This window comes from Mesorhizobium amorphae, from assembly GCF_014843845.1.
Classification (GTDB): Bacteria; Pseudomonadota; Alphaproteobacteria; order Rhizobiales; family Rhizobiaceae; genus Mesorhizobium; species Mesorhizobium amorphae_A.
In genome coordinates this window covers 269,742-287,398 of the sequence record NZ_JHQS01000007.1, presented here as the reverse complement: position 1 = coordinate 287,398, position 17,657 = coordinate 269,742, and the positions used below count along the sequence as shown (strand labels likewise).

General features: G+C 59.7%; 20 protein-coding genes. 10 read left to right on the top strand and 10 right to left on the bottom strand.

The window, feature by feature from the left end:
* Positions 1 to 39 precede the first annotated feature (39 nt).
* The 4 genes from DH08_RS03900 to DH08_RS03885 all read right to left on the bottom strand — a co-directional run bounded on the left by DH08_RS03900 (position 40) and on the right by DH08_RS03885 (position 4,394).
* The gene (locus tag DH08_RS03900; RefSeq protein ID WP_192177982.1) at positions 40 to 1,812 is read right to left on the bottom strand and encodes an adenylate/guanylate cyclase domain-containing protein; all 1,773 of its coding nucleotides are present in this window, start codon (positions 1,810 to 1,812) and stop codon (positions 40 to 42) included.
* A gap of 379 nt (positions 1,813 to 2,191) precedes the next feature.
* Positions 2,192 to 2,626: a hypothetical protein gene (locus tag DH08_RS03895; RefSeq protein ID WP_192177981.1), complete on the bottom strand. Its 435-nt coding sequence runs from the start codon at positions 2,624 to 2,626 to the stop codon at positions 2,192 to 2,194.
* Positions 2,626 to 3,957: a recombinase family protein gene (locus DH08_RS03890; RefSeq protein ID WP_192177980.1), complete on the bottom strand. Its 1,332-nt coding sequence runs from the start codon at positions 3,955 to 3,957 to the stop codon at positions 2,626 to 2,628. The genes DH08_RS03895 and DH08_RS03890 overlap by 1 nt, the downstream gene beginning before the upstream one ends.
* Positions 3,954 to 4,394 carry a DUF2924 domain-containing protein gene (locus DH08_RS03885; protein ID WP_192177979.1) on the bottom strand — a complete coding sequence of 147 codons (441 nt, stop codon included), beginning with the start codon at positions 4,392 to 4,394 and terminating at the stop codon, positions 3,954 to 3,956. The genes DH08_RS03890 and DH08_RS03885 overlap by 4 nt, the downstream gene beginning before the upstream one ends.
* Before the next feature lie 439 nt (positions 4,395 to 4,833).
* Between DH08_RS03885 and DH08_RS03880 the strand changes: the two genes are divergently transcribed.
* The 9 genes from DH08_RS03880 (at position 4,834) to DH08_RS36780 (ending at position 11,446) form a co-directional block, all read left to right on the top strand.
* The gene (locus tag DH08_RS03880) at positions 4,834 to 6,336 is read left to right on the top strand and encodes a hypothetical protein (RefSeq protein ID WP_192177978.1); all 1,503 of its coding nucleotides are present in this window, start codon (positions 4,834 to 4,836) and stop codon (positions 6,334 to 6,336) included.
* Positions 6,337 to 6,475: 139 nt separating this feature from the next.
* A complete protein-coding gene (locus DH08_RS03875) occupies positions 6,476 to 6,691 on the top strand; it encodes a helix-turn-helix transcriptional regulator (RefSeq protein ID WP_192177977.1) in 216 nt (71 codons plus the stop codon).
* Positions 6,692 to 6,697: 6 nt separating this feature from the next.
* A complete protein-coding gene (locus DH08_RS03870) occupies positions 6,698 to 6,904 on the top strand; it encodes a hypothetical protein (RefSeq protein ID WP_192177976.1) in 207 nt (68 codons plus the stop codon).
* 129 nt (positions 6,905 to 7,033) lie between these two features.
* Positions 7,034 to 7,459 (top strand): hypothetical protein, encoded by a 426-nt coding sequence (locus tag DH08_RS03865; RefSeq protein WP_192177975.1) that lies wholly within the window; start codon positions 7,034 to 7,036, stop codon positions 7,457 to 7,459.
* A complete protein-coding gene (locus tag DH08_RS03860) occupies positions 7,453 to 8,463 on the top strand; it encodes an AAA family ATPase (protein WP_192177974.1) in 1,011 nt (336 codons plus the stop codon). Before DH08_RS03865 ends, DH08_RS03860 begins: the two co-directional genes overlap by 7 nt.
* A 140-nt stretch (positions 8,464 to 8,603) precedes the next feature.
* Positions 8,604 to 9,851 (top strand): site-specific DNA-methyltransferase, encoded by a 1,248-nt coding sequence (locus DH08_RS03855; RefSeq protein WP_192177973.1) that lies wholly within the window; start codon positions 8,604 to 8,606, stop codon positions 9,849 to 9,851.
* 1 nt (position 9,852) lies between these two features.
* A complete protein-coding gene (locus DH08_RS03850; RefSeq protein WP_192177972.1) occupies positions 9,853 to 10,284 on the top strand; it encodes a hypothetical protein in 432 nt (143 codons plus the stop codon).
* Positions 10,285 to 10,591: 307 nt separating this feature from the next.
* Positions 10,592 to 11,281: a recombinase family protein gene (locus tag DH08_RS03845; protein ID WP_192177971.1), complete on the top strand. Its 690-nt coding sequence runs from the start codon at positions 10,592 to 10,594 to the stop codon at positions 11,279 to 11,281.
* A 30-nt stretch (positions 11,282 to 11,311) separates the two neighbouring features.
* Positions 11,312 to 11,446: a hypothetical protein gene (locus DH08_RS36780; protein ID WP_282595012.1), complete on the top strand. Its 135-nt coding sequence runs from the start codon at positions 11,312 to 11,314 to the stop codon at positions 11,444 to 11,446.
* A 326-nt stretch (positions 11,447 to 11,772) separates the two neighbouring features.
* On the opposite strand, the gene DH08_RS03835 is transcribed toward DH08_RS36780, so the two are convergent.
* Together DH08_RS03835 and DH08_RS03830 are read right to left on the bottom strand one after the other, a co-directional pair.
* Positions 11,773 to 11,946, bottom strand: coding sequence for a hypothetical protein (locus DH08_RS03835; protein ID WP_192177970.1), 174 nt, complete (start codon positions 11,944 to 11,946; stop codon positions 11,773 to 11,775).
* 319 nt (positions 11,947 to 12,265) lie between these two features.
* Entirely contained in the window at positions 12,266 to 12,478 is a 213-nt protein-coding gene (locus DH08_RS03830; RefSeq protein WP_192177969.1) for a hypothetical protein, read from the bottom strand.
* Between the two features lie 683 nt (positions 12,479 to 13,161).
* Here DH08_RS03830 and DH08_RS03820 point away from each other — a divergent pair.
* Positions 13,162 to 13,404, top strand: coding sequence for a hypothetical protein (locus DH08_RS03820; RefSeq protein ID WP_192177968.1), 243 nt, complete (start codon positions 13,162 to 13,164; stop codon positions 13,402 to 13,404).
* Between the two features lie 101 nt (positions 13,405 to 13,505).
* Here the strand turns inward: DH08_RS03820 and DH08_RS03815 are convergent, their stop codons facing one another.
* The 4 genes from DH08_RS03815 to DH08_RS03800 form a co-directional block, all read right to left on the bottom strand.
* Entirely contained in the window at positions 13,506 to 14,981 is a 1,476-nt protein-coding gene (locus DH08_RS03815) for a histidine kinase (protein ID WP_192177967.1), read from the bottom strand.
* A 252-nt stretch (positions 14,982 to 15,233) separates the two neighbouring features.
* Complete coding sequence (locus tag DH08_RS03810) at positions 15,234 to 16,124, bottom strand: SDR family NAD(P)-dependent oxidoreductase (RefSeq protein WP_192177966.1); 891 nt, start codon at positions 16,122 to 16,124, stop codon at positions 15,234 to 15,236.
* Positions 16,121 to 16,900, bottom strand: coding sequence for a hypothetical protein (locus tag DH08_RS03805; protein WP_192177965.1), 780 nt, complete (start codon positions 16,898 to 16,900; stop codon positions 16,121 to 16,123). The genes DH08_RS03810 and DH08_RS03805 overlap by 4 nt, the downstream gene beginning before the upstream one ends.
* Before the next feature lie 9 nt (positions 16,901 to 16,909).
* The gene (locus tag DH08_RS03800; protein WP_192177964.1) at positions 16,910 to 17,503 is read right to left on the bottom strand and encodes a protein-S-isoprenylcysteine O-methyltransferase; all 594 of its coding nucleotides are present in this window, start codon (positions 17,501 to 17,503) and stop codon (positions 16,910 to 16,912) included.
* Positions 17,504 to 17,657: the final 154 nt, after the last annotated feature.

Here is a 17,657-nt window from a genome sequence, read left to right as displayed (position 1 = left end):
GCAGGGAAGAACGTTAGCGGACGTCGATGTCAGAGGAGCCTAGCTCTTTGCCGTGGCGTCATACGCAGCAGGATCTAAATTCGGCCGCTCGATCCCTTGCGTTTCAACATTGTAGACGCGAACGTGCCCTTCGAGGCCTTTGAACTGGCGAGTACCGAGGTCAACGATCGGCATGTTGCTAGGCAAATGGCGCGCCGCGGAATAATCGATAAGGATTTGTCCATCTTCAGCGGACGAACACAGCCTCGATGCCAAGTTCACGACATTGCCAATTGCGGTGTAGTCAGCGCGGGCCTCATAGCCAATTCGACCCACCGTTGCCCACCCCATAGCGAGCCCCATGCCGAAGCCAATCTCATAACCACGCTGCCGCCACCCAGATATGAGCTCTTGTGTGGAATCCTGCATGTCGACAGCCATTTTTACGGCATGAAGCGCCGGCTCTTCACGTGGAACCGGGGCGTTGACGAGGATCATCAATCCATCCGCCGAAAAACTAGTCAGCGTTACCTCATATCGGGTAATGATCACGCCAAGCGCCTCATAGTACTCACGCAAGAGCTGCATGAGGTTCTCAGGCTCAGCGTGTGCCGAAAATGAGGTAAAGCCACGCAAGTCGCAAAAAACGGCGACCACTTCTGCGCGCTGTCCGGCGAGCATTCTCTCGTCGCCAGCCTCTTCCACGAGTTCAGCCACCTGTGGTGCAAGAAAGCGCTTCAACCGCGTCATTCGCTCTGCTCGGTCCCGCAATGTGGCGAGTTCCTGCGCCATTTGGTTGAACCGCGCAGCCAGTCGCTCAAGTTCGTCTCCAGTAGCGATGTTGATACGGTAATCGAACTGTCCGGCACCAATCTTGAGGGCGCCTTCTTCCAGCAATCGGATGGGCCCGCTCATCCGTCTGGCAAGCCAATATGCGAGTACCGCCGCAAGGACTGTGGCGGGGAGCAACAACCCGCCGGTCCGCCACAATGAAGCGTATAGGGGTGCAAAAGCCTCTGCCTGCGACTGCTCGACAAATACCGTCCAGCCGGCCGCGGTAACCGGCGCGTCAGCGGTCACAACGCGTTCATTCTCGGCGTTGCGGCTTGCAATCGCAGTGCCGCCCGCGGCGGCGATCGCATCCCGCAATCCGCGCAGGGCCAACGCTGCTTTCTCGTCGGCGCCCTGCATCACTTTGCTGATCGAGGGGTGAGCGATGAGGCGGCCGGTCTGGTCGACGACAAATGCCCGGCCGCTGCGGCCCACGCCGATTTCGGAAACGATGAGCCAGATAGGCTTCAGACTGATTTCGGCGATGACCGAGTTGACGACGCCTGTACCGTCGTAATTGGCCATCGCCATGGTTATGGATGGTTCGGAACCCTGGCGATAAATGACTGGGCCGTACCAGACCTTCGCCGTCCTGGCGCCCACAACAGCGGGATCGCCTGAGCGATCCGCCCCGCCTTCCGTCCTGTTTGAGCCAATGCGAGAGATGTGCAGCCGCTCCGCGCCGGTACCGTCAACAAGACTGATGCTGAGAATTCCCGGGACCTGGTGCATCGCTCGTACGACAAGGAGCCGAAGATGATTCACGCTGGCCTTGGTCGACCCGCCCTGGGGGATCGCGGAGCCGAGCGGAACCTTGATGCCGTCAAGAAAGCTCTCAATTTTGTCGGCCGCCGATGTTGCCTCGGACCGCAGCAGGGCACTGAGGATCGCACGCTGGTCGACATAGCTGAACCACGTGTTGCTGATGCCACCGGCAGCCATTGGAAAAATGGCCGCCGCGAACAAGACTAGAAAATACTTCTGAAATAGCGATCGACGCATGGAAGCGGCTTTGAGATTGGAGAAAGGTCTCCCACATGATGCGACCCGACCATAAGTCGCGACAGCTCAGTCCCAGAAAGGTAACCTAAATTCTTGCGTCTTGGTATGGGCTGAGCCGTTCCTACTCATGGTCGCTGCGAAAGCGGGCAAGGTCTTCGGGCTTCATGGTGTAGACGGCAAGAAAGCGGGGCATACGTGAACTTCGGGCTGGGGGAAGCCTTGTCAGGCTGCACTCCTGTGCGGGGACCACCCTCTAGGTGCCCCGTTTGCGTCAGTTCGCGGAGCGGCCTCCAAGGGCGGCAATGAACAATGACTGCTTACAGGATCTGGAGCGCCGTCAGCGCAATGGCCGCGTTGAGGCGCGTTGCTGCCATTCACATCATGGACCATGAAGGTCCCCAAAGCCGGACCTTCCCAACCAGCAGGTATTTCGTTGGCGCTCCCACTCAACGGGAAACCCGCGCACCAGCTGCAATTGCATCGTCGGAGGCTGTCGCCCGTCGAGGACCGCCTCGACCAGGTCCGGCGCCAAGAGCGTCAATCGAAGCATGTGGGAGACGAACGATCGGTCGAGTTTCAATGCCTCAGCGAGTTCGCTGATCGTCGCGTGTTGCCCTGATTCCAGCTTATGCTGCCAGTGGAACGCCTGGACGAGGGCTCTCAGCAGCGTGTTGTCGATGCGCGGTCGCGACGGTGCCCAAGCCTCTGCTCCAGCCGGGGACACGACAACTTTGCGACCGCCACGCTTGCGAATGGCCATCGGGATGGAGACCGTCAGCAAACTGCCTTCGCGGCTGATTTCGCCGTTGTTCATCATGCTGCCTTCTGCATATTGGGTCGTTGCCGAAGCTCGGCGATGACACTGGCTATGCCCTCGGTGCGAAGGCGGATGGTGATGCCGTCTACATCGACGTCGATGCGCTCGACCAGCAGCTGGATGATGCGCGCCTGCTCGGCGGGAAAGAGTTCCTCCCAAAGGCTATCGAACTGAACCAGTGCGTCGCGCACCTCGGTCTCGCTGATCTCGTCGCTGGTGTCGCGCGCGGCCGCCCAAGTCTTCACAATCATTTCTGGGGAGCGCAGCAGGGCGCGGACCTGATCGATGACTGCATCCTCGATCTCGCCGGCAGGCAAGCGCCGTACCGAGCATGTCTCCGGCCCGAGCTTTTGCACGCTCGTCGTGACGTAGTACCTGTACAGCCGGCCCTTCTTGCGCGTGTGTGCCGGGGTCATGGCATAACCGTTGGGTGCGTAGATCAGGCCTCTGAGCAATGCCGGCGTCTGCCTGCGGCAGTGCCCTGCCCGCTTGCGCAGTGGCTCGGCGATGATCGAGCGGACATTGTCCCAGAGATCTTGTGAGACGATCGGCTGGTGCTCGCCGGGATAGCTTGTGCCCTTGTGGACGGCGTCGCCGATATACACCCGGTTGCTGAGTAGCTTGTAGAGCACACCTTTGTCGAAGGCCTTCCCATTCTTGCGCCTGAGGCCCTCCGCATTGAGGGTTCGTGCCAAAATGGTCGCGGAGCCTACCTGCAGGAATCGTTCGAAGATCGAGCGGACAGTGGCAGCCTCTTCATCTTGGATAAGGAGCTTCCGATTCTCGACCCGGTAGCCGAATGGCACGTTGCCACCCATCCACATGCCCTTCCTGCGCGATGCAGCGAACTTGTCCCTGATGCGCTCACCGATGACCTCGCGCTCGAACTGGGCGAAGGAAAGCAGGATGTTCAGCGTCAGCCGGCCCATGGAGGTCGTCGTGTTGAAGCTCTGGGTGATGGATACGAAGGTGACGCTGTTCGCCTCGAACAGCTCGACCAGCCGGGAAAAGTCGGTGAGCGCCCGCGAGAGCCGGTCAATCTTGTAGACGACAACAACATCGACCAAACCGGCATCTACATCACGCAGCAGCCGCTTCAGGCCGGGCCGCTCCAGTGTGGCGCCGGAGATGCCGCCATCGTCGTAGTGGTCAGGCACCAGCACCCCTCCCTCAGAACGCTGACTGGCCACATAGGCCTCGCAAGCCTCGCGCTGGGCATCGAGCGAGTTGAACTCCATGTCGAGCCCCTCCTCCGACGACTTTCGCGTATAGACCGCGCAGCGCAGCTTTCGCACGATCGGCTTCGAGGTGGGAGCAGCGGCATTCATCGGCTTGCTCCCTTCTGACTGCGCAGGCCGAAGAACAGCCAACCATTCCACCGTGTGCCTGTGATTGTCCTGGCAATGGCCGAGAGCGACTTGTAGGGACGTCCCTCATATTCGAAGCCATCGGCGAGCACCGTCGCCGTGTGCTGGATGCCCTGCCACTCCCGCATCAGCCGCGTGCCGGCGATCGGCCTGTTCTCGCTGGGTGATCGCGAGCCGCGAGGCCCAAGCTCCCCGGCCAGCGCGGCCAGCCGCTTCAGGGTCTCCGGCTTCAGCCCGCCATAGGCGAGCTCCTGGATGCGATATGCCAGCCGGCTCTCAAGGAATTTCCTGTTGTAAGGAGGCGGCTCCGCGGCAAACAGGTCACGCCACGTGGACTTTAGCGCGACGATATCCTTCGTCTTCAATTCGGCCAGGCGGGCCAGCACTGTGTCGGTCATTAAGCATTCTCCGTCGCAAAGGTTTCGACGGCACGACCGCTCTGGATGGCGGTGAAGTCCACGTAACTATTCTCCCGGCCGCCAGATAGTCTGCTTGACTGCCGCGCCCTAAGACGCATGAGGCCCGCCGCGAGGATTTCCGCGACCTCGGCAAGGCGCTCTTGCGCCACCATACGATCGGGCAGCAGAGGATTTGGACCCGGGGACATCGTTCGATTCCGGTTGTTCTTGGTGAGCAAGATTTAACCGTCAAAACGAACCGCTCCAGCACCCCGCGAATTGCCGTGGAAAGGCGCGAAAATAACTGTGACCATGCGCACTACTGCGAACGCTCTCACCCATTCCTTTGCCCATGCCGGACCTAATTCCCGAAGGCTGTATTTCGCTCTGTGCCGCGTATGATTCGTTCGTTTCGGGACTTTGGTCCGGCCATGACCCCGTGGCCGAGCTTCGCGATAAAGTGACATATGCCGAAAGCCCACCGCGCCTCGTAGAACGCAGCAAAGCATCGCTGGCCACTGTGGCCGATTCAATGCTTGCTGAAGTCAAACACGCGTTCGCCACCGGCTCACTTGGCGCGTTGACAAGACCGCCTGGTGCGCTTGAGAATTTTGCAATCCCCCAAGACTCGTGGGCCTCGGTGCATTTCCCCGAGCGCGCCTTCCTGAGCGAAAAGATTGTGCCCGGCCATGGCGGTTACTGGGACGGCTTGGTTGGCCGAACTCCTTTCGTCAGGCGAACTCAGTTTGAGGCTTGGTTGGCTGAGAAGGTCGCACGCAGGACTGATCCGCATGCAAGTCCTTCGCCAGCCCATCAGGCTCTCATTGATCATCTGTTGGGGCTTGCGTTGGATGGACTCCTGCCATCGACCGAGATTGAACGGATCGCGCGTCAGTGGCGTCTTTCGCCTTTTGAGTCCAACCCGCCGGCCGAGAAGTTCGACGCGGTGAAATTGCCGCGGTGGACCCTATGCATGGCCGTATCGTGGATCGTCTGGAGAACCTCTGAGGGTGCCCGAGCGGCCATGGATCAATATCGCTCCCATTGCTGGAGGTGGGTGAGGTGTCGCCGCACCATCGATCTCGGTTCAGAACGGTTCGAAGTGGACGGAGAAGAGCTAATTACACTTCCACCTCTCAACCTCACCTTGCTCGAGCTGGCTGACTCCGAGGTTACCAACGCCGATGAACTGGAGACTCTCAAGAAGATGTCGATCAGCGCCGCGCGCGAAGAGCTCTGGCAATCGCTGGGACAGGGCGAATTTTCAGCAAGAGCTCTAGATGCAGATGAACGGGTTTCAGAGATCCCTGCGCGCGAGTGGGAGCACCTGAAGTTGGCGTCTGACAGGAACGGTGCCGATTACCTGGTCTTCGCACATGCTCCGCTCAGAACTGCATACTCGAAGGTCACCGTTTCAAGCACGGCCGTCCGGGATCGTTGGCCGGGCCAAAGCCGATCGCCCCGTAAGACGGACGAGCAAATCAAGAGCACGCAGCTGGCATCGCGACGCATTGTATTTGCGGTCGATGACAAGGCCCGGCGCATACTGTTCGATGACGGCCCGGAACTGCAGGGAAGAGGCTTTGAGCTCTTCTTCCGACTTGCACTGCAATTCCGAGCTGACCTCAACAGCGGAGTAGATCGATCAAATTACGGTTTCGTTGCAAGCCGCGCCCTTGCCCAAGATCTCCAGACCTTGGATGAAAATCTGCGCCAGCGCGTCATGCGAGCTAGACAATCAATGCAACAGCAATTCGAGGCACTGGCCGGGTATGCGCTCGATGAAGAGGACATCATCCAGAGCTCGAACTGGAAGGGTTATCGCCTCAATCCTTACCTCCTGGAGACGGGCCTTCAGCAACTCGGGCGAAGCACGCAAACGTCACGTCAGAAAGTCAAAACGTCACGACTCTTGGTTGGGGCCCAGACAATCCAAGGCTAAACAGGGGGCAAGCGTCACGTCTTTATCGTTGTCTGAGCATATCTGTAAGTCGTCGCAAGATTGAGAATTGCCGCCATTCACAACGGTTCGCGCTGTCACTTTTTCGAAGCGCTGCGAACCCAGGCAAAGGAGCCTTTGAATGGTTGCGCCCTCCCCCACATACCTCAACCAGACCGAACTCGCGCTTCGCTGGCGCGTCAGCCCGCGCACGCTTGAGCGTTGGCGCTGGCTAAAAATCGGTCCACACTTTTTCAAGCTTTCGGGCAAGGTCACGTACTCCCTCGACGATGTCGAAGCGTACGAACGCCGTCGTCGCGCCGAGACCCACTCGTCGATCCTCGGATCGTGGGAGTGACCGGTCATGCTCATCAAAATTGAAGACCCGGCAGCGCTTGCAGGCGCTCGCCGGGCCGATGTCATCATGCTGTCTGGCAAGGTTCACGTCACCGATTCTAGGCCCAGCGCGATGGATCTTCAAGTCCGCAGCATTGTGGCCCAGTACGCAGTGTCCCTCTCCCTGGCGCTTGTGATCGCCGAACTGGCCTTCTCATCCGGGAGGGCCAAATGACAGTCCATCAGAAAACCCTAGTCCGACCCCGACAACTAGATGATTGTCTGGAGGGCTGCGGATTTGCCTCCCGGAACCCTATTCTCCCCGACCTCCGGCGTGTCGGTCCCGACGATCGTGCGGCCGAGCATGATCAAGACGGCAACCGGGACCAGGGCTCATGACGGGTTGTTTGAGCCAACGCCAGCCGGCGCCCGCTGGCTTGTCGTTGAGACCGAGGAGGACTTGGTCTTCTGGAATCCGAAGACTGAGCTATTTGCCACCGACTCCGGTCATGCCTTTGCCCTCGGTGAGGAGATGATCGGCGCGGCGGCCACGTACAGCTTCGACTGCGCTCTGAATATCTTTGCTCGTCCACTGGATTGGCTGCGGAGAAACCGAGACGGAATCGTCGTACTGCCGGATCAGTGGCACCGCGCGTTCGACAAGCTCCGCGACGCTCCCCGGATCGCCCTGGCGGAATCCCTGCTGCCTCTCTATCGGCGACACATGCGTCCTGCTCGACTGCCCGAGCTGTTCGTGATGACGTCGAAGCGAGAGATGGTCGCATGCTGAACCAGGGGCCGGTTCCCATAGCAGACTATGAGCGCGAGCAGACGAATGCGAAGCGCTTGGTGCGTACCAACACCACCATCCTCATGGCGACGGTGTTTCCGCCGATCCGGTGGGTGGTGATGGGTTACGTTCCCGAGGGTCTAGCCATTCTTGCCGGTCGCCAGAAACTGGGCAAGACATGGCTGGCGATCGACTTCGCCCTCGCCGTCGCCTGCGGCGGCACCGCCATGGGCGCGATCAGTTGCCAGCAGGGCAACGTGCTGTACATCGACCTGGAGAACGGTCCCCGGCGCATTCAGCGACGGATCGAGACGCTATACCCAGACGCACGCCATCGGCCTGATCTGTCCAGCCTGGACTGGGTGAGCGAAGCGCCGATGCTGAACAACGGCTTCCTCGACGCCCTCGACGACTGGCGCCTCTCCGTCGGCGAACCTCGGCTGGTGGTGATCGACGTCCTGCAGCGAATCAAGCCGCCGGGCAATGCCAATCAGAACGCCTATGAGAGCGACTATGCGATCTTGTCTGGGCTGCAACGATGGGCGACCGGGAACGGCATCGCGGTGGTAGCACTTCACCATACGAAAAAGGGTGGCGCCGACGATCCTCTGGAAGCTCTGAGTGGGTCCAATGGGATGTCGGCGTGCGCAGACACGACCCTGGTGTTGGACAAGGATCAGAACGGCGTCACCCTCTACGTCCGTGGCCGCGATGTCGAGGAGAAGGAGAGTGCGCTGAAGTTCACCGCGGGTTACTGGACGGTTATCGGGGACGCATCTGAGGTTCGACGCACCGACGAGCGCTCAGTCATCGTTGAGTTCCTTAGTGATAACCGGGGACCGATAACCCCTACCGATCTAGGCGCGGCTTTGGGGTGGAAAACAAACAATACGAAGCAGCTTTTGTTCAAGATGGCGCAGAAGGGCGAAGTTCTGCGGGACAAGGGCCGCTATTTCCTACACCCCGATAACCTTGATAACCGCGGTAACCCGGGAGGGGATTGAGGGGAGATCCATGTCAGCAGGTTATCGGGTTATCGGGGTTATTGGGCTATGGCCCGGACACCACGGGTGCGAACATCTGCGAACACTTGTCGGAAAATGTCGTTCTTACAGTGCCTTACCTGCTGCTGTAGAATCAAACTATGAGAGATGAAGCAGCCATTGCAGTGCGCTATCGGCCGGCATCGGCGCTTGTCCCGTTTGCCAAAAACACCCGAACCCATTCCGATGCCCAGGTGGCTCAGATCGCAGCTTCGATCCGCGAGTTCGGCTGGACGAACCCAATCCTGGTCGATGGTGAGAACGGCATCATTGCCGGCCACGGTCGCCTGCTAGCGGCCCGCAAGCTCGGCATGCAGGAGGTGCCGGTCATCGAGCTGATTGGCCTCAGTGACAGCCAGAAACGCGCACTCGTCATTGCCGATAACAAGCTGGCGATGAATGCCGGCTGGGATGCTGAGACGCTAGGTCTCGAACTCGCCGATCTCGGTGAACTTGGCTTCGACCTGTCGCTGACTGGCTTCGACGAGATCGAGATCGCAGCGCTCACCAGCATCGCCAATTCTGGCCTCACCGATCCCGACGATGTTCCCGAGGCACCGGAGAATCCGACTGCCCTGCCGGGCGATGTCTGGGTGCTGGGCAAGCATCGGCTGATCTGCGGTGACAGTACCAATCCCGCCGATGTCGATCGCGTACTCGCCGGCGTCAAACCCCATCTGCTGGTTTCGGACCCGCCGTTCGGCGTCAACTACGACCCGGCCTGGCGGATGCGCCTTGGCATCCCATCGGAGGGTCTGGCGAAAGGAACCGTCCTCAACGACGATCGCTCCGACTGGCGGGAGGCTTGGGCCCTCTTTCGGGGAGACGTCATGTACGTCTGGCACGCCGCCCTTCATTCGGGATCGGTCGTCACCAGCCTTGAAGCCAGTGGGTTCGCCGTGCGTGCCCAAATCATCTGGGACAAGACGCGACTGGTCATCAGCCGCGGTGACTACCACTGGCAACACGAGCCCGCTTGGTATGCCGTCAGGAAGGGCAGGAAAGGCCACTGGGCTGGTGATCGCAAACAGACCACTGTCTGGGCGATCCCGCACCGGAAGTCCGACACCGGCCACGGTACACAAAAGCCGGTCGAATGCATGCGCCGTCCAATCGAGAACAACTCCTCTCCAGGCCAGGCGGTCTACGAACCCCTCTGCGGATCTGGCACCACGATCATTGCCGCCGAGATGATCGGCCGGTGTTGCCACGCGATCGAGCTCAACCCTTCCTATGTCGACGTTGCTGTCCTGCGCTGGCAGGCCTTCACAGGCAGCGAGGCGATCCTGGAGGGCGACGGCCGTAGTTTTGCCGCTGTCGCCGCAGAGCGGGCTCAGGAGGGCGCCTGAGATGGCCAGGCCAAAACATACGCCCGACGCGCTTCATCGCCGGCAGGTCGAAGCCCTGGCCGGCTACGGCGTGCCGGAGCCCGACATTGCCGGATTGATTGGCATCGATCCGAAAACCCTGCGAAAGCACTACCGTTATGAACTTGACCACGGCCACACTAAGGCTAACGCCAAGGTTGCCGAGAACCTCTTCGGCAAGGCCACTGGCGAGGGTCGCGAGGCCGTCACCGCCGCAATCTTCTGGCTAAAATCTCGGGCTCATTGGAAGGAAACGATCGTCAACGAACACACCGGGGAACCTATCCAAGCCGTTACGAAAATTGAGCGTATCGTCATTTCACCGCCTGACTGGAAGGAGATCAAGGCATTGCGGGGAGTTGCGCCGGAGGATCTCGGCGAAGAGCCTGACTGGTCGAAGTGGAGCCCACAGTGACCGGAACCGCCGACGCCGAAGACCAAACGAAGACGCACAGGGCGTGAATCGGTCACAGCGGCCATCTTCTGGCTGAAGACGCGAGCGCGGTGGAAAGAAACCTCAGTTCAGGAATTTGCGGGCCGGTTGTCTTTCACACGATATACGAGGAAGCCCCGAAGGCTCTGGCAGGGCCAGAAACCGCCCGACCGACCGACCCGGCAAAGTAGAATTCTCATCCAAATCAACAGCTTGAACTTGCTAGTCAGGGCCGCTTGAGCAAACTGCAAACGGTGGTTTGCAGTTTGAACACCCCGGAAACAGCAGCATGACGAGCGCAGTCGCCTATTATCGGGTCTCCACTCAACGGCAAGGCCGATCAGGTCTGGGCATCGAGGCACAGCGTGCCGCGGTGGCCCGTTTTGCTGATGCCGAGGGCATTGCGGTCATCCAAGAGTTCACTGAGGTCGAAACCGGAAAGGGCGCCGATGCCCTCGATCGACGGCCCCAACTAACAGCTGCCCTCACCCTGGCCCGCCAAACCAAATGCCCTGTCGTCGTTGCCAAGCTCGATCGGCTCTCTCGCGACGTCGCATTCATCGCCGGACTGATGGTGCAGCGGATTCCGTTCATCGTCGCAGAGCTCGGTGCCGATGCCGATCCGTTCATGCTTCACCTCTATGCCGCTCTAGCCGAGAAGGAGCGCCGCCTGATCTCGGAACGCACCAAAGCCGCCCTCGCCTCTCGCAAGACGACCGGCATGAAACTCGGCAACCCGAGCAATACGGCTGAGGCCGCGGCTAAGGGCCGGAAGATATCGATTGATGAAGCTGATCGATTTGCCCAGACGGTGCTGCCAATCATCGCGTCGATTCAGCGCTCCGGTGTCACCAGTCTACGTGGTCTGGCAGTCGCCTTGAACAATCGCGGCGTGCGCACAGCGCGGAACGGCCGGTGGCAGGTCTCGAACGTCCGTAACGTTCTTGCGCGCGAATTTGTTGCGAAACTCCTTTTATAGGCGGGAACTACACGCGAGCGCGACGCCCAGATGGTTCTGCTTTCCTCCAGGCGACGCATTCACAACCGCATCGGTTGGTTCGAATCCGCCGGCGTCGAGTTCATCCCCGAGAACGGCGGCGGCGCCGGGGTGAGGCTCAGAAAGACCGACCAGGCGGCCGTCTAGCAGTCGCTAGAATAGTACTAATTGAACATCTCTTTGATTAACGCCGGCAGCGCTATCCTCTGCCTGGGTTGCTCATGTGGGTAAGGACCATGCATGGTCGGGGTTGGGTCAGAGATCAGCGGCTCGCCGAAGCCGTGAAATTGCGGAAGCAGATCGCTTCGCTGCAATGCGAACTAACCGAAAAAGCGTCTTGTGCTGTCGGAATGTTCAAGATGGCCCAGCTTGGCCAACAGTTGCGTTGGCACAAGTTTCGCCTGGAGCTTCTCGAAGATTGTCTAGCCGGGCTGTCGGTGGGGCCTGTAGCGCGCCATGTGCGCCCATCGTCGTCAGGCTTTGCGGCTCAAAATGCGAGCTTCCCGGATGAGCGACGCCCAGTCGTAGCCCAACACAGTGATTAGCTCGCGAGCTTGATCTTCGGTGATATTGGCCGCTTGCACCAAGCGTCGGATAAGCTGTTCTTCATCCGTTCGCGGGGGCGGCTGGATTGGTTCCTCCGCCATCTGAATTTCCTCTCCCAGATGGTTGCAACGTCACCCATTCGTGCTTGTTCCCTAAATGAATGCAAGGCAGAAGGCCGCGACCGCAGCCCGGTGTTCTTCACATGCGTTCCTGACTACGAAGGCCAGCAGCGGGCGCGCAACCACGACTGGAAACCGACTTTCGAGAGAAGGCCGAACTAGATCAAAAGTGTAAAGACCCGCCACCTTGCGGCAGCGGGCGGGTTGGAACATTTTGACGTTCAGCAACCAGAGGGGGTAATTTGATGAACAAGCAACCGTGGAAGACTTCGGTCGAGATCGAGGAACTTGGAAACAAGCTTTATGTTCGGGTCATCGAAGACGGCGTGGTAAGCCATTTCGAGCAGCCGAAGAGATCGACCAGGTCGTCATGCATTGAGCCGTGATCGGGGCCGAGCCTTTCGATCAGTGCTGCGATATCGAGCTTGGTCGATTTGCAGCACATCGGATGCCCGCAATTGACGTAGAGGGTTTCGCGGGCGGCCAGGGTGTCGGCGAGGGTCTTTTGGGGCATGGCGATCTCCGTTGAAGGGTCGCCGCAACTAGAGGATTATATTCCTGCATCGATGATGCGAGCAAGGCGTATTGCGATGGAAACTCGCCGGGCGAAGACCCCAACCACCTCGAGCCCGGCGAGCCTAACCTGATCAGAGTATGCGATCAGGACCGGGATCAACCGGCAAGCTGGCGGTGCAAGATGGATGCCAGGATTTGCTTCCCGGAATGGGACACAGGAGCTGTGCTCGGCGTGACCTTGCACATAGTGACAAACCGAGAATTCGCTGCCAACCGTGGGCCATGGTGATGAACAACGGCGTCGAGGATCGTCTCAGACGCTACCCGTGCCCGTCTCTTCCACGATTTCTGCCCAGCGTCAGCAAACAGTTTATCGGTCGCCGTGCCCGCTGAAATCACGTCGGCGCCGACGAGGTCGGGCACGTTGTCGGCAAGCCACCGTTCCAAGAACTCTCTTCCGCGAGTGGTCATGACCGTCAATTTCGGATCGGTCGTCAGGTTCTCTCCGAAACGAGAGATTCAACTCCGGCTCATCCGATTTGAGAGGCAGAGGGGCTAGCTCTTTGGTTTTGCTCAGCAGCCCGATCCCATGCTGTCCGTTCGAGCCGTTCTCCTGGAATCCACGTCCGTCGTCGGTAATCCGCATCACGACATGACCATTCCGACGCGTCACTTGGCCGGTTGATCGATGAGGTCGCCGATCTGGTTGGACGGGCCGCCGATGGGCAGCAACTCGTCGAGCGCGCGCGGCGGCTCAAGCCATATGCGGGCAGTCCTGGCATGGGCATGTTTCGTTATGTTGCGAAGCGCTTCCTGTGCGACCCTGTAAAGGCAAAGTTCGATGTCGTCCGCGACTTCGGACCATCCATCGGCGACCTCGACATCTACCTACCGTCGCCACCGTCGTCATTCCGTCATGCGTGAGCGCGTCAGAATGCTCGAGGGTAGTTTCGAGGTGGAGTCGTCCAGTCGAGGTATTGCCTCAGCAACCATCACATGGTCGTCCGCAAGGATCACCCGCGGTCTCAATGCCTCTCTCCCGTCGCCCCGCAAAGCCTCCAGAAATCCGACATGCTCAAGCGCTCCTGGATGCAGTTCGTGCGACAAATCCCGCAGGTCCTTCGCCAACCCCACGACCTCTTGCTGAAGTCCCGACAACTCGCTTCGTGCGGTATCATCAGGATTGAGACGCGCCGCTTGAGGCTGCTCAATCCGATTGACAGCGACGCGACGCGCTGCCCGACATCGTCATGGAGTTCCCGCGCAATTCGCGTCCGCTCCTCCTCCTGCGCGTAGATGAGCCGGCCAGCCAATTGGCGAACCTGGTCGTAGCTGACGCGCAGCTCGCTTTCCTTTGCGCGAATGCCGATCTCGGCCGTGCGCCGCCTGGCTCGTTGCACGAGAAAGCTCGCAATGAGAAGTGTCTGAAACACGATCAGCGAGATCGTTCCGACAATGTACCAGCGATAGGTATCCCATACGTTCGGCGGCCGAAAACGAACTTCGCTGTTTGGTGGCAGGATGGCTTCGCCAATCCCCCAACTCTGCAATTCCCGCCAGTCGTAGGCTGGAATCCCGAGTCCAAATAGCGGAGTCTTGATATCGGCTGCCCGCTCGCCCGCAAGAATACGCAGGGCAACGTCAGCGGTTTGCTGGCCTATGGCTTGAGTTTGATCCGCAGGCCCGCCAACCGAGCCCTGCCCCAGATGGTAGTCGCCATAGCCGAACACAGGCACGGTGGCGACTTCGCGTATCCGTGTGAAGGCTGCATCCAGCGGGTGCACGGCACCTGCTCCATCCACCGCCAGCATGAAATAGAGAACGGCTGACTGCGGCGGCAGGCGGGCGACCCTGCGTAACATTTCGTCGAGCGACAACTCGTCAAGCCATTCGAATTCCACGCGATCCGCGAACGGTTGAAACTCACGATGCAATTCACGAGCCCAGTATTGCTCGTTTGGAGAATTTCCGATGATGACTGCAATGTCTGTTGTCTCGGGCCGCACGCGCAGAATATTCTCCACGAAGGCTGGAAGATCGAGCTTGACCCCGATGTAGGTGGCATTGGGTGTATTGGCGGCATCGGCCGTGAGCCGCGCATCGACCCCTGCTATCACCATGGGTGTGTCAAAAAACAGCTGTTGCCGATATTTCTCAACGAAGGCCGCAGCCGGCCCACCTTGAGCTACAATCAAGTCAAGCCTGCGCCCGGCAAAGAGATCCTGCAGATATTTGACCAGCGAACCTTCGTTCTCGGGCTCCTGAAACCGTGCTGTAAAAATCGACGCCTCATAAAAATCAAGGGGCTCCGGCGATCGCTTCACGAGCGCCGCCTGAAAACTCTTGGTCATCTCGCTGAAAGGCGCAAAATCACGACCGAACGAATGCAGCAAAAGTACACGCTTTGGCTCTGCTGCGTTCGCCCCAAGCACGGAAAATAAGAGGAAGGCTCCAACCAGCCAGGCCCCACACAACAACGTCCTTGAGGGATAGCCCGTCATAATCTTAAGTGCAGAGCACCTCGCGGATTGCCGTTCACGTCTTCAGGATAGCAGTTACGAGGCGCGAGCGAAATCCGAACCGAGATAGACTCAAGCACCGTAGCGTCGGCTTGGGTCGCACGGCCTCATCGGCTCCTGTGGCCGGTTCCCTTTTCGAAGTGGTTCACCTCGCTGCTGAAGCGTTTGGTCGTTGAGCAGCAACCAAGACCTTCAGCGACTTCTGGAATGGCGAGCAGTGGCGTGCTGGTCCGATCAGGGGATAATTCCCCGAGGGCCCCGGCGTAGCTGGAACTGGCGGGTACCGCAGCATTTCTTGAACTTCACACCTGAACCGCAAGGACATGGATCATTGCCGCCGCGTTGCAGCCGGCCGATCAGGGGCAGCATCGCTGCAGAAGGCAGGAGCGCCGCCGCAAGGGCAGCCAACTTGGCCGAGATTCCCGGTACGACGAGGCGACGACCGGATTTGAACCCTCGCCACGCGCGTTCGGCCACATCCTCCGGATCCAGCTTGGGCAAGATACTGAAGAGCGGCGTCTGATAGGCGCGGGACCTTTCGAGAAACTCCGTCGACACCGGCCCTGGTGCCACGCATGTGACAGTCACACCGGTTCGGCGCAATTCCTGATGAAGCGCTTCTGAGAAGAAGCGCACGAAACCTTTGCTGGCGAAGTACAAAGCCATATAAGGCCCAGGAACGAACCCGGCCACGGAACTGAGATTGAGCACCCCGCCCCGCCCGCGCGCCACCATTCCCGGCAGAAAATGGAGGGTCAATTCGCTGAGGGAATGTATGTTTAGATCGATGATGCCGAGCTGGCCATCAATAGGGAGCGCCGTCGCCGCGCCCCGTAGGCCATAGCCTGCGCTGTTGACCAGGACATCACAGACCAGGCCGTGTGCGGACAGAAAGTCCTCTAGGCGCGTTGGCGCATCGCCTGCCACGAGATCCAACTCGAGCGTGAATGCCTCGCCACCCCCCTCCCGAACCTCAGCCGCCGCGGCCGCCAAACCCTCGGGCGAGCGGGCAACGAGCACAACCGCACCGCGCTCACGTGCAGCGACGCTCGCAATTGCCCGTCCAATTCCAGCCGACCCGCCAATCACGACGACCGCGGGCCGGAATTCACAGTGCGAAATCATGTCGCGTTCCTCTGCCTTGCAGGAGCGGCAACACTTTGACCGAGCAGCACCACTTCATTGGCGACAGCGCCGTTCAGAATCTTTTCGAATCTCTCTAGTGCTCGTGCGACGTTCGCTCCATCCATCACCCGGTGATCGTAGTGGATGCGGACATTCACCGATCCGTCTTCGCCGATCGGACCGTAGTTAAGAAGCGTGGTCAATGGTGTGAGCGGGTTGAGTGATTCCGCGCCGAGACCCGAATAGACAGACAGTTGGAAGGTACCGAAGTAATTTGCCCTTTGCCGGGCGATATTCAGGCCTAGCCACATAAGCAGCCACCTGAGTGGCGCGGGCGCACGTGCCAACCGCAAGGCACGCCGGAACTCCGTGACCTCAAGAATCGGCCGTGACCGCGCCGCGTGGATCGATGCCTCAAGTTCCGTGATGGAATAGCGCTCCGGGCACTTGATGCAGCTTAACAGAACGGCCGGCTCACCGTCATACTCGCGCTCGTGGGCAATCGAGGCTACGCTTACCGGATACTCGTAAAGCTGCGGCCAGGGCAACTTGACATAGGCGCGCCGTAGCTCCGGCAGCTCTCGGGCGAGAAGCGCGTATCCCTTCAGGAAGATCGCTGTCCAAGAGGGCCTGGTCTGTTGCGCCATTCTAGCCGCTACGAGTGGGCCGAGGTTCATCTGACGCTGCACTGCGACCCGTGGCACGCCGATCGAAAACCTCATCAGATCGCCAACAAGGCGCCGGGGCGCCGAAAGCTTGAGGGCTCGGCCTCGCATCAACGACCTCTAATAAAGATAAGGGACTATTCGCTTGGTTTTTTCCATATAGGCACGGTATTGCGAGCCGAAATTCTCCAGCATCATACGCTCTTCCTTATCCACTCTCAGCAGAAAAAGGACTGCGAAACCAATCAAACCCGAAATGCCCGCAACCCAGTTCGACAGCAGAAAGATCTGGCCGAGCCCCATGAGCAGGAACGAGGTGTACATCGGGTGACGGACTAGGGCGTATGGCCCGGCGCAGACCAGTTCATGCCGTTCGCGAATCTCCAGCGTAATCGACCAGTTACGGCCAAGTTCCTTGTGGGATATGCGAAAAATCCACAACGCGCAGCAGAAGATGATGGTGCCGAGAGCCACCGCCCACGCGCTGGCCGGATGGTCAGCCGCTCCAGGGATGCCGGTGGCTACATAGAAGGCAGGCAGGATCGCTAGGCCAAAAAGAGCCGATGCAAGCCCGACGGTGTCGGAACGTGAGCGGCCGCCAGCTACAATTCGCACACGCCTCGCCCGGCGCTCGAAGGGATACCGGATCACGTACCAAGCAATGACGCCGATCACCCATATGATCTCGCCAACTGAGGCAACTGCAAGGCTCACTTCAGGCCACCGTCGCCCTTTCTGCGATCTGGGACTGTACCACTTCACCCATCCCCTCGATTTCGTCACCAGCCGACCTTCAGGCGCAGCGATCCGCTAATGCGACAGCCGGGGGGCAGTACCGATCGCATTCGGCCCCATCCATTCCTCGAAA

What these genes read in the sequence shown, in the direction of transcription:
- DH08_RS03900 (WP_192177982.1), bottom strand. Translation starts at nt 1,812, where the DNA reads ATGCGTCGATCGCTATTTCAGAAGTATTTTCTAGTCTTGTTCGCGGCG.
- DH08_RS03895 (WP_192177981.1), bottom strand. Translation starts at nt 2,626, where the DNA reads ATGAACAACGGCGAAATCAGCCGCGAAGGCAGTTTGCTGACGGTCTCC.
- DH08_RS03890 (WP_192177980.1), bottom strand. Translation starts at nt 3,957, where the DNA reads ATGAATGCCGCTGCTCCCACCTCGAAGCCGATCGTGCGAAAGCTGCGC.
- DH08_RS03885 (WP_192177979.1), bottom strand. Translation starts at nt 4,394, where the DNA reads ATGACCGACACAGTGCTGGCCCGCCTGGCCGAATTGAAGACGAAGGAT.
- DH08_RS03875 (WP_192177977.1), top strand. Translation starts at nt 6,476, where the DNA reads ATGGTTGCGCCCTCCCCCACATACCTCAACCAGACCGAACTCGCGCTT.
- DH08_RS03870 (WP_192177976.1), top strand. Translation starts at nt 6,698, where the DNA reads ATGCTCATCAAAATTGAAGACCCGGCAGCGCTTGCAGGCGCTCGCCGG.
- DH08_RS03865 (WP_192177975.1), top strand. Translation starts at nt 7,034, where the DNA reads ATGATCAAGACGGCAACCGGGACCAGGGCTCATGACGGGTTGTTTGAG.
- DH08_RS03860 (WP_192177974.1), top strand. Translation starts at nt 7,453, where the DNA reads ATGCTGAACCAGGGGCCGGTTCCCATAGCAGACTATGAGCGCGAGCAG.
- DH08_RS03855 (WP_192177973.1), top strand. Translation starts at nt 8,604, where the DNA reads ATGAGAGATGAAGCAGCCATTGCAGTGCGCTATCGGCCGGCATCGGCG.
- DH08_RS03850 (WP_192177972.1), top strand. Translation starts at nt 9,853, where the DNA reads ATGGCCAGGCCAAAACATACGCCCGACGCGCTTCATCGCCGGCAGGTC.
- DH08_RS03845 (WP_192177971.1), top strand. Translation starts at nt 10,592, where the DNA reads ATGACGAGCGCAGTCGCCTATTATCGGGTCTCCACTCAACGGCAAGGC.
- DH08_RS36780 (WP_282595012.1), top strand. Translation starts at nt 11,312, where the DNA reads ATGGTTCTGCTTTCCTCCAGGCGACGCATTCACAACCGCATCGGTTGG.
- DH08_RS03835 (WP_192177970.1), bottom strand. Translation starts at nt 11,946, where the DNA reads ATGGCGGAGGAACCAATCCAGCCGCCCCCGCGAACGGATGAAGAACAG.
- DH08_RS03830 (WP_192177969.1), bottom strand. Translation starts at nt 12,478, where the DNA reads ATGCCCCAAAAGACCCTCGCCGACACCCTGGCCGCCCGCGAAACCCTC.
- DH08_RS03815 (WP_192177967.1), bottom strand. Translation starts at nt 14,981, where the DNA reads ATGACGGGCTATCCCTCAAGGACGTTGTTGTGTGGGGCCTGGCTGGTT.
- DH08_RS03810 (WP_192177966.1), bottom strand. Translation starts at nt 16,124, where the DNA reads ATGATTTCGCACTGTGAATTCCGGCCCGCGGTCGTCGTGATTGGCGGG.
- DH08_RS03805 (WP_192177965.1), bottom strand. Translation starts at nt 16,900, where the DNA reads ATGCGAGGCCGAGCCCTCAAGCTTTCGGCGCCCCGGCGCCTTGTTGGC.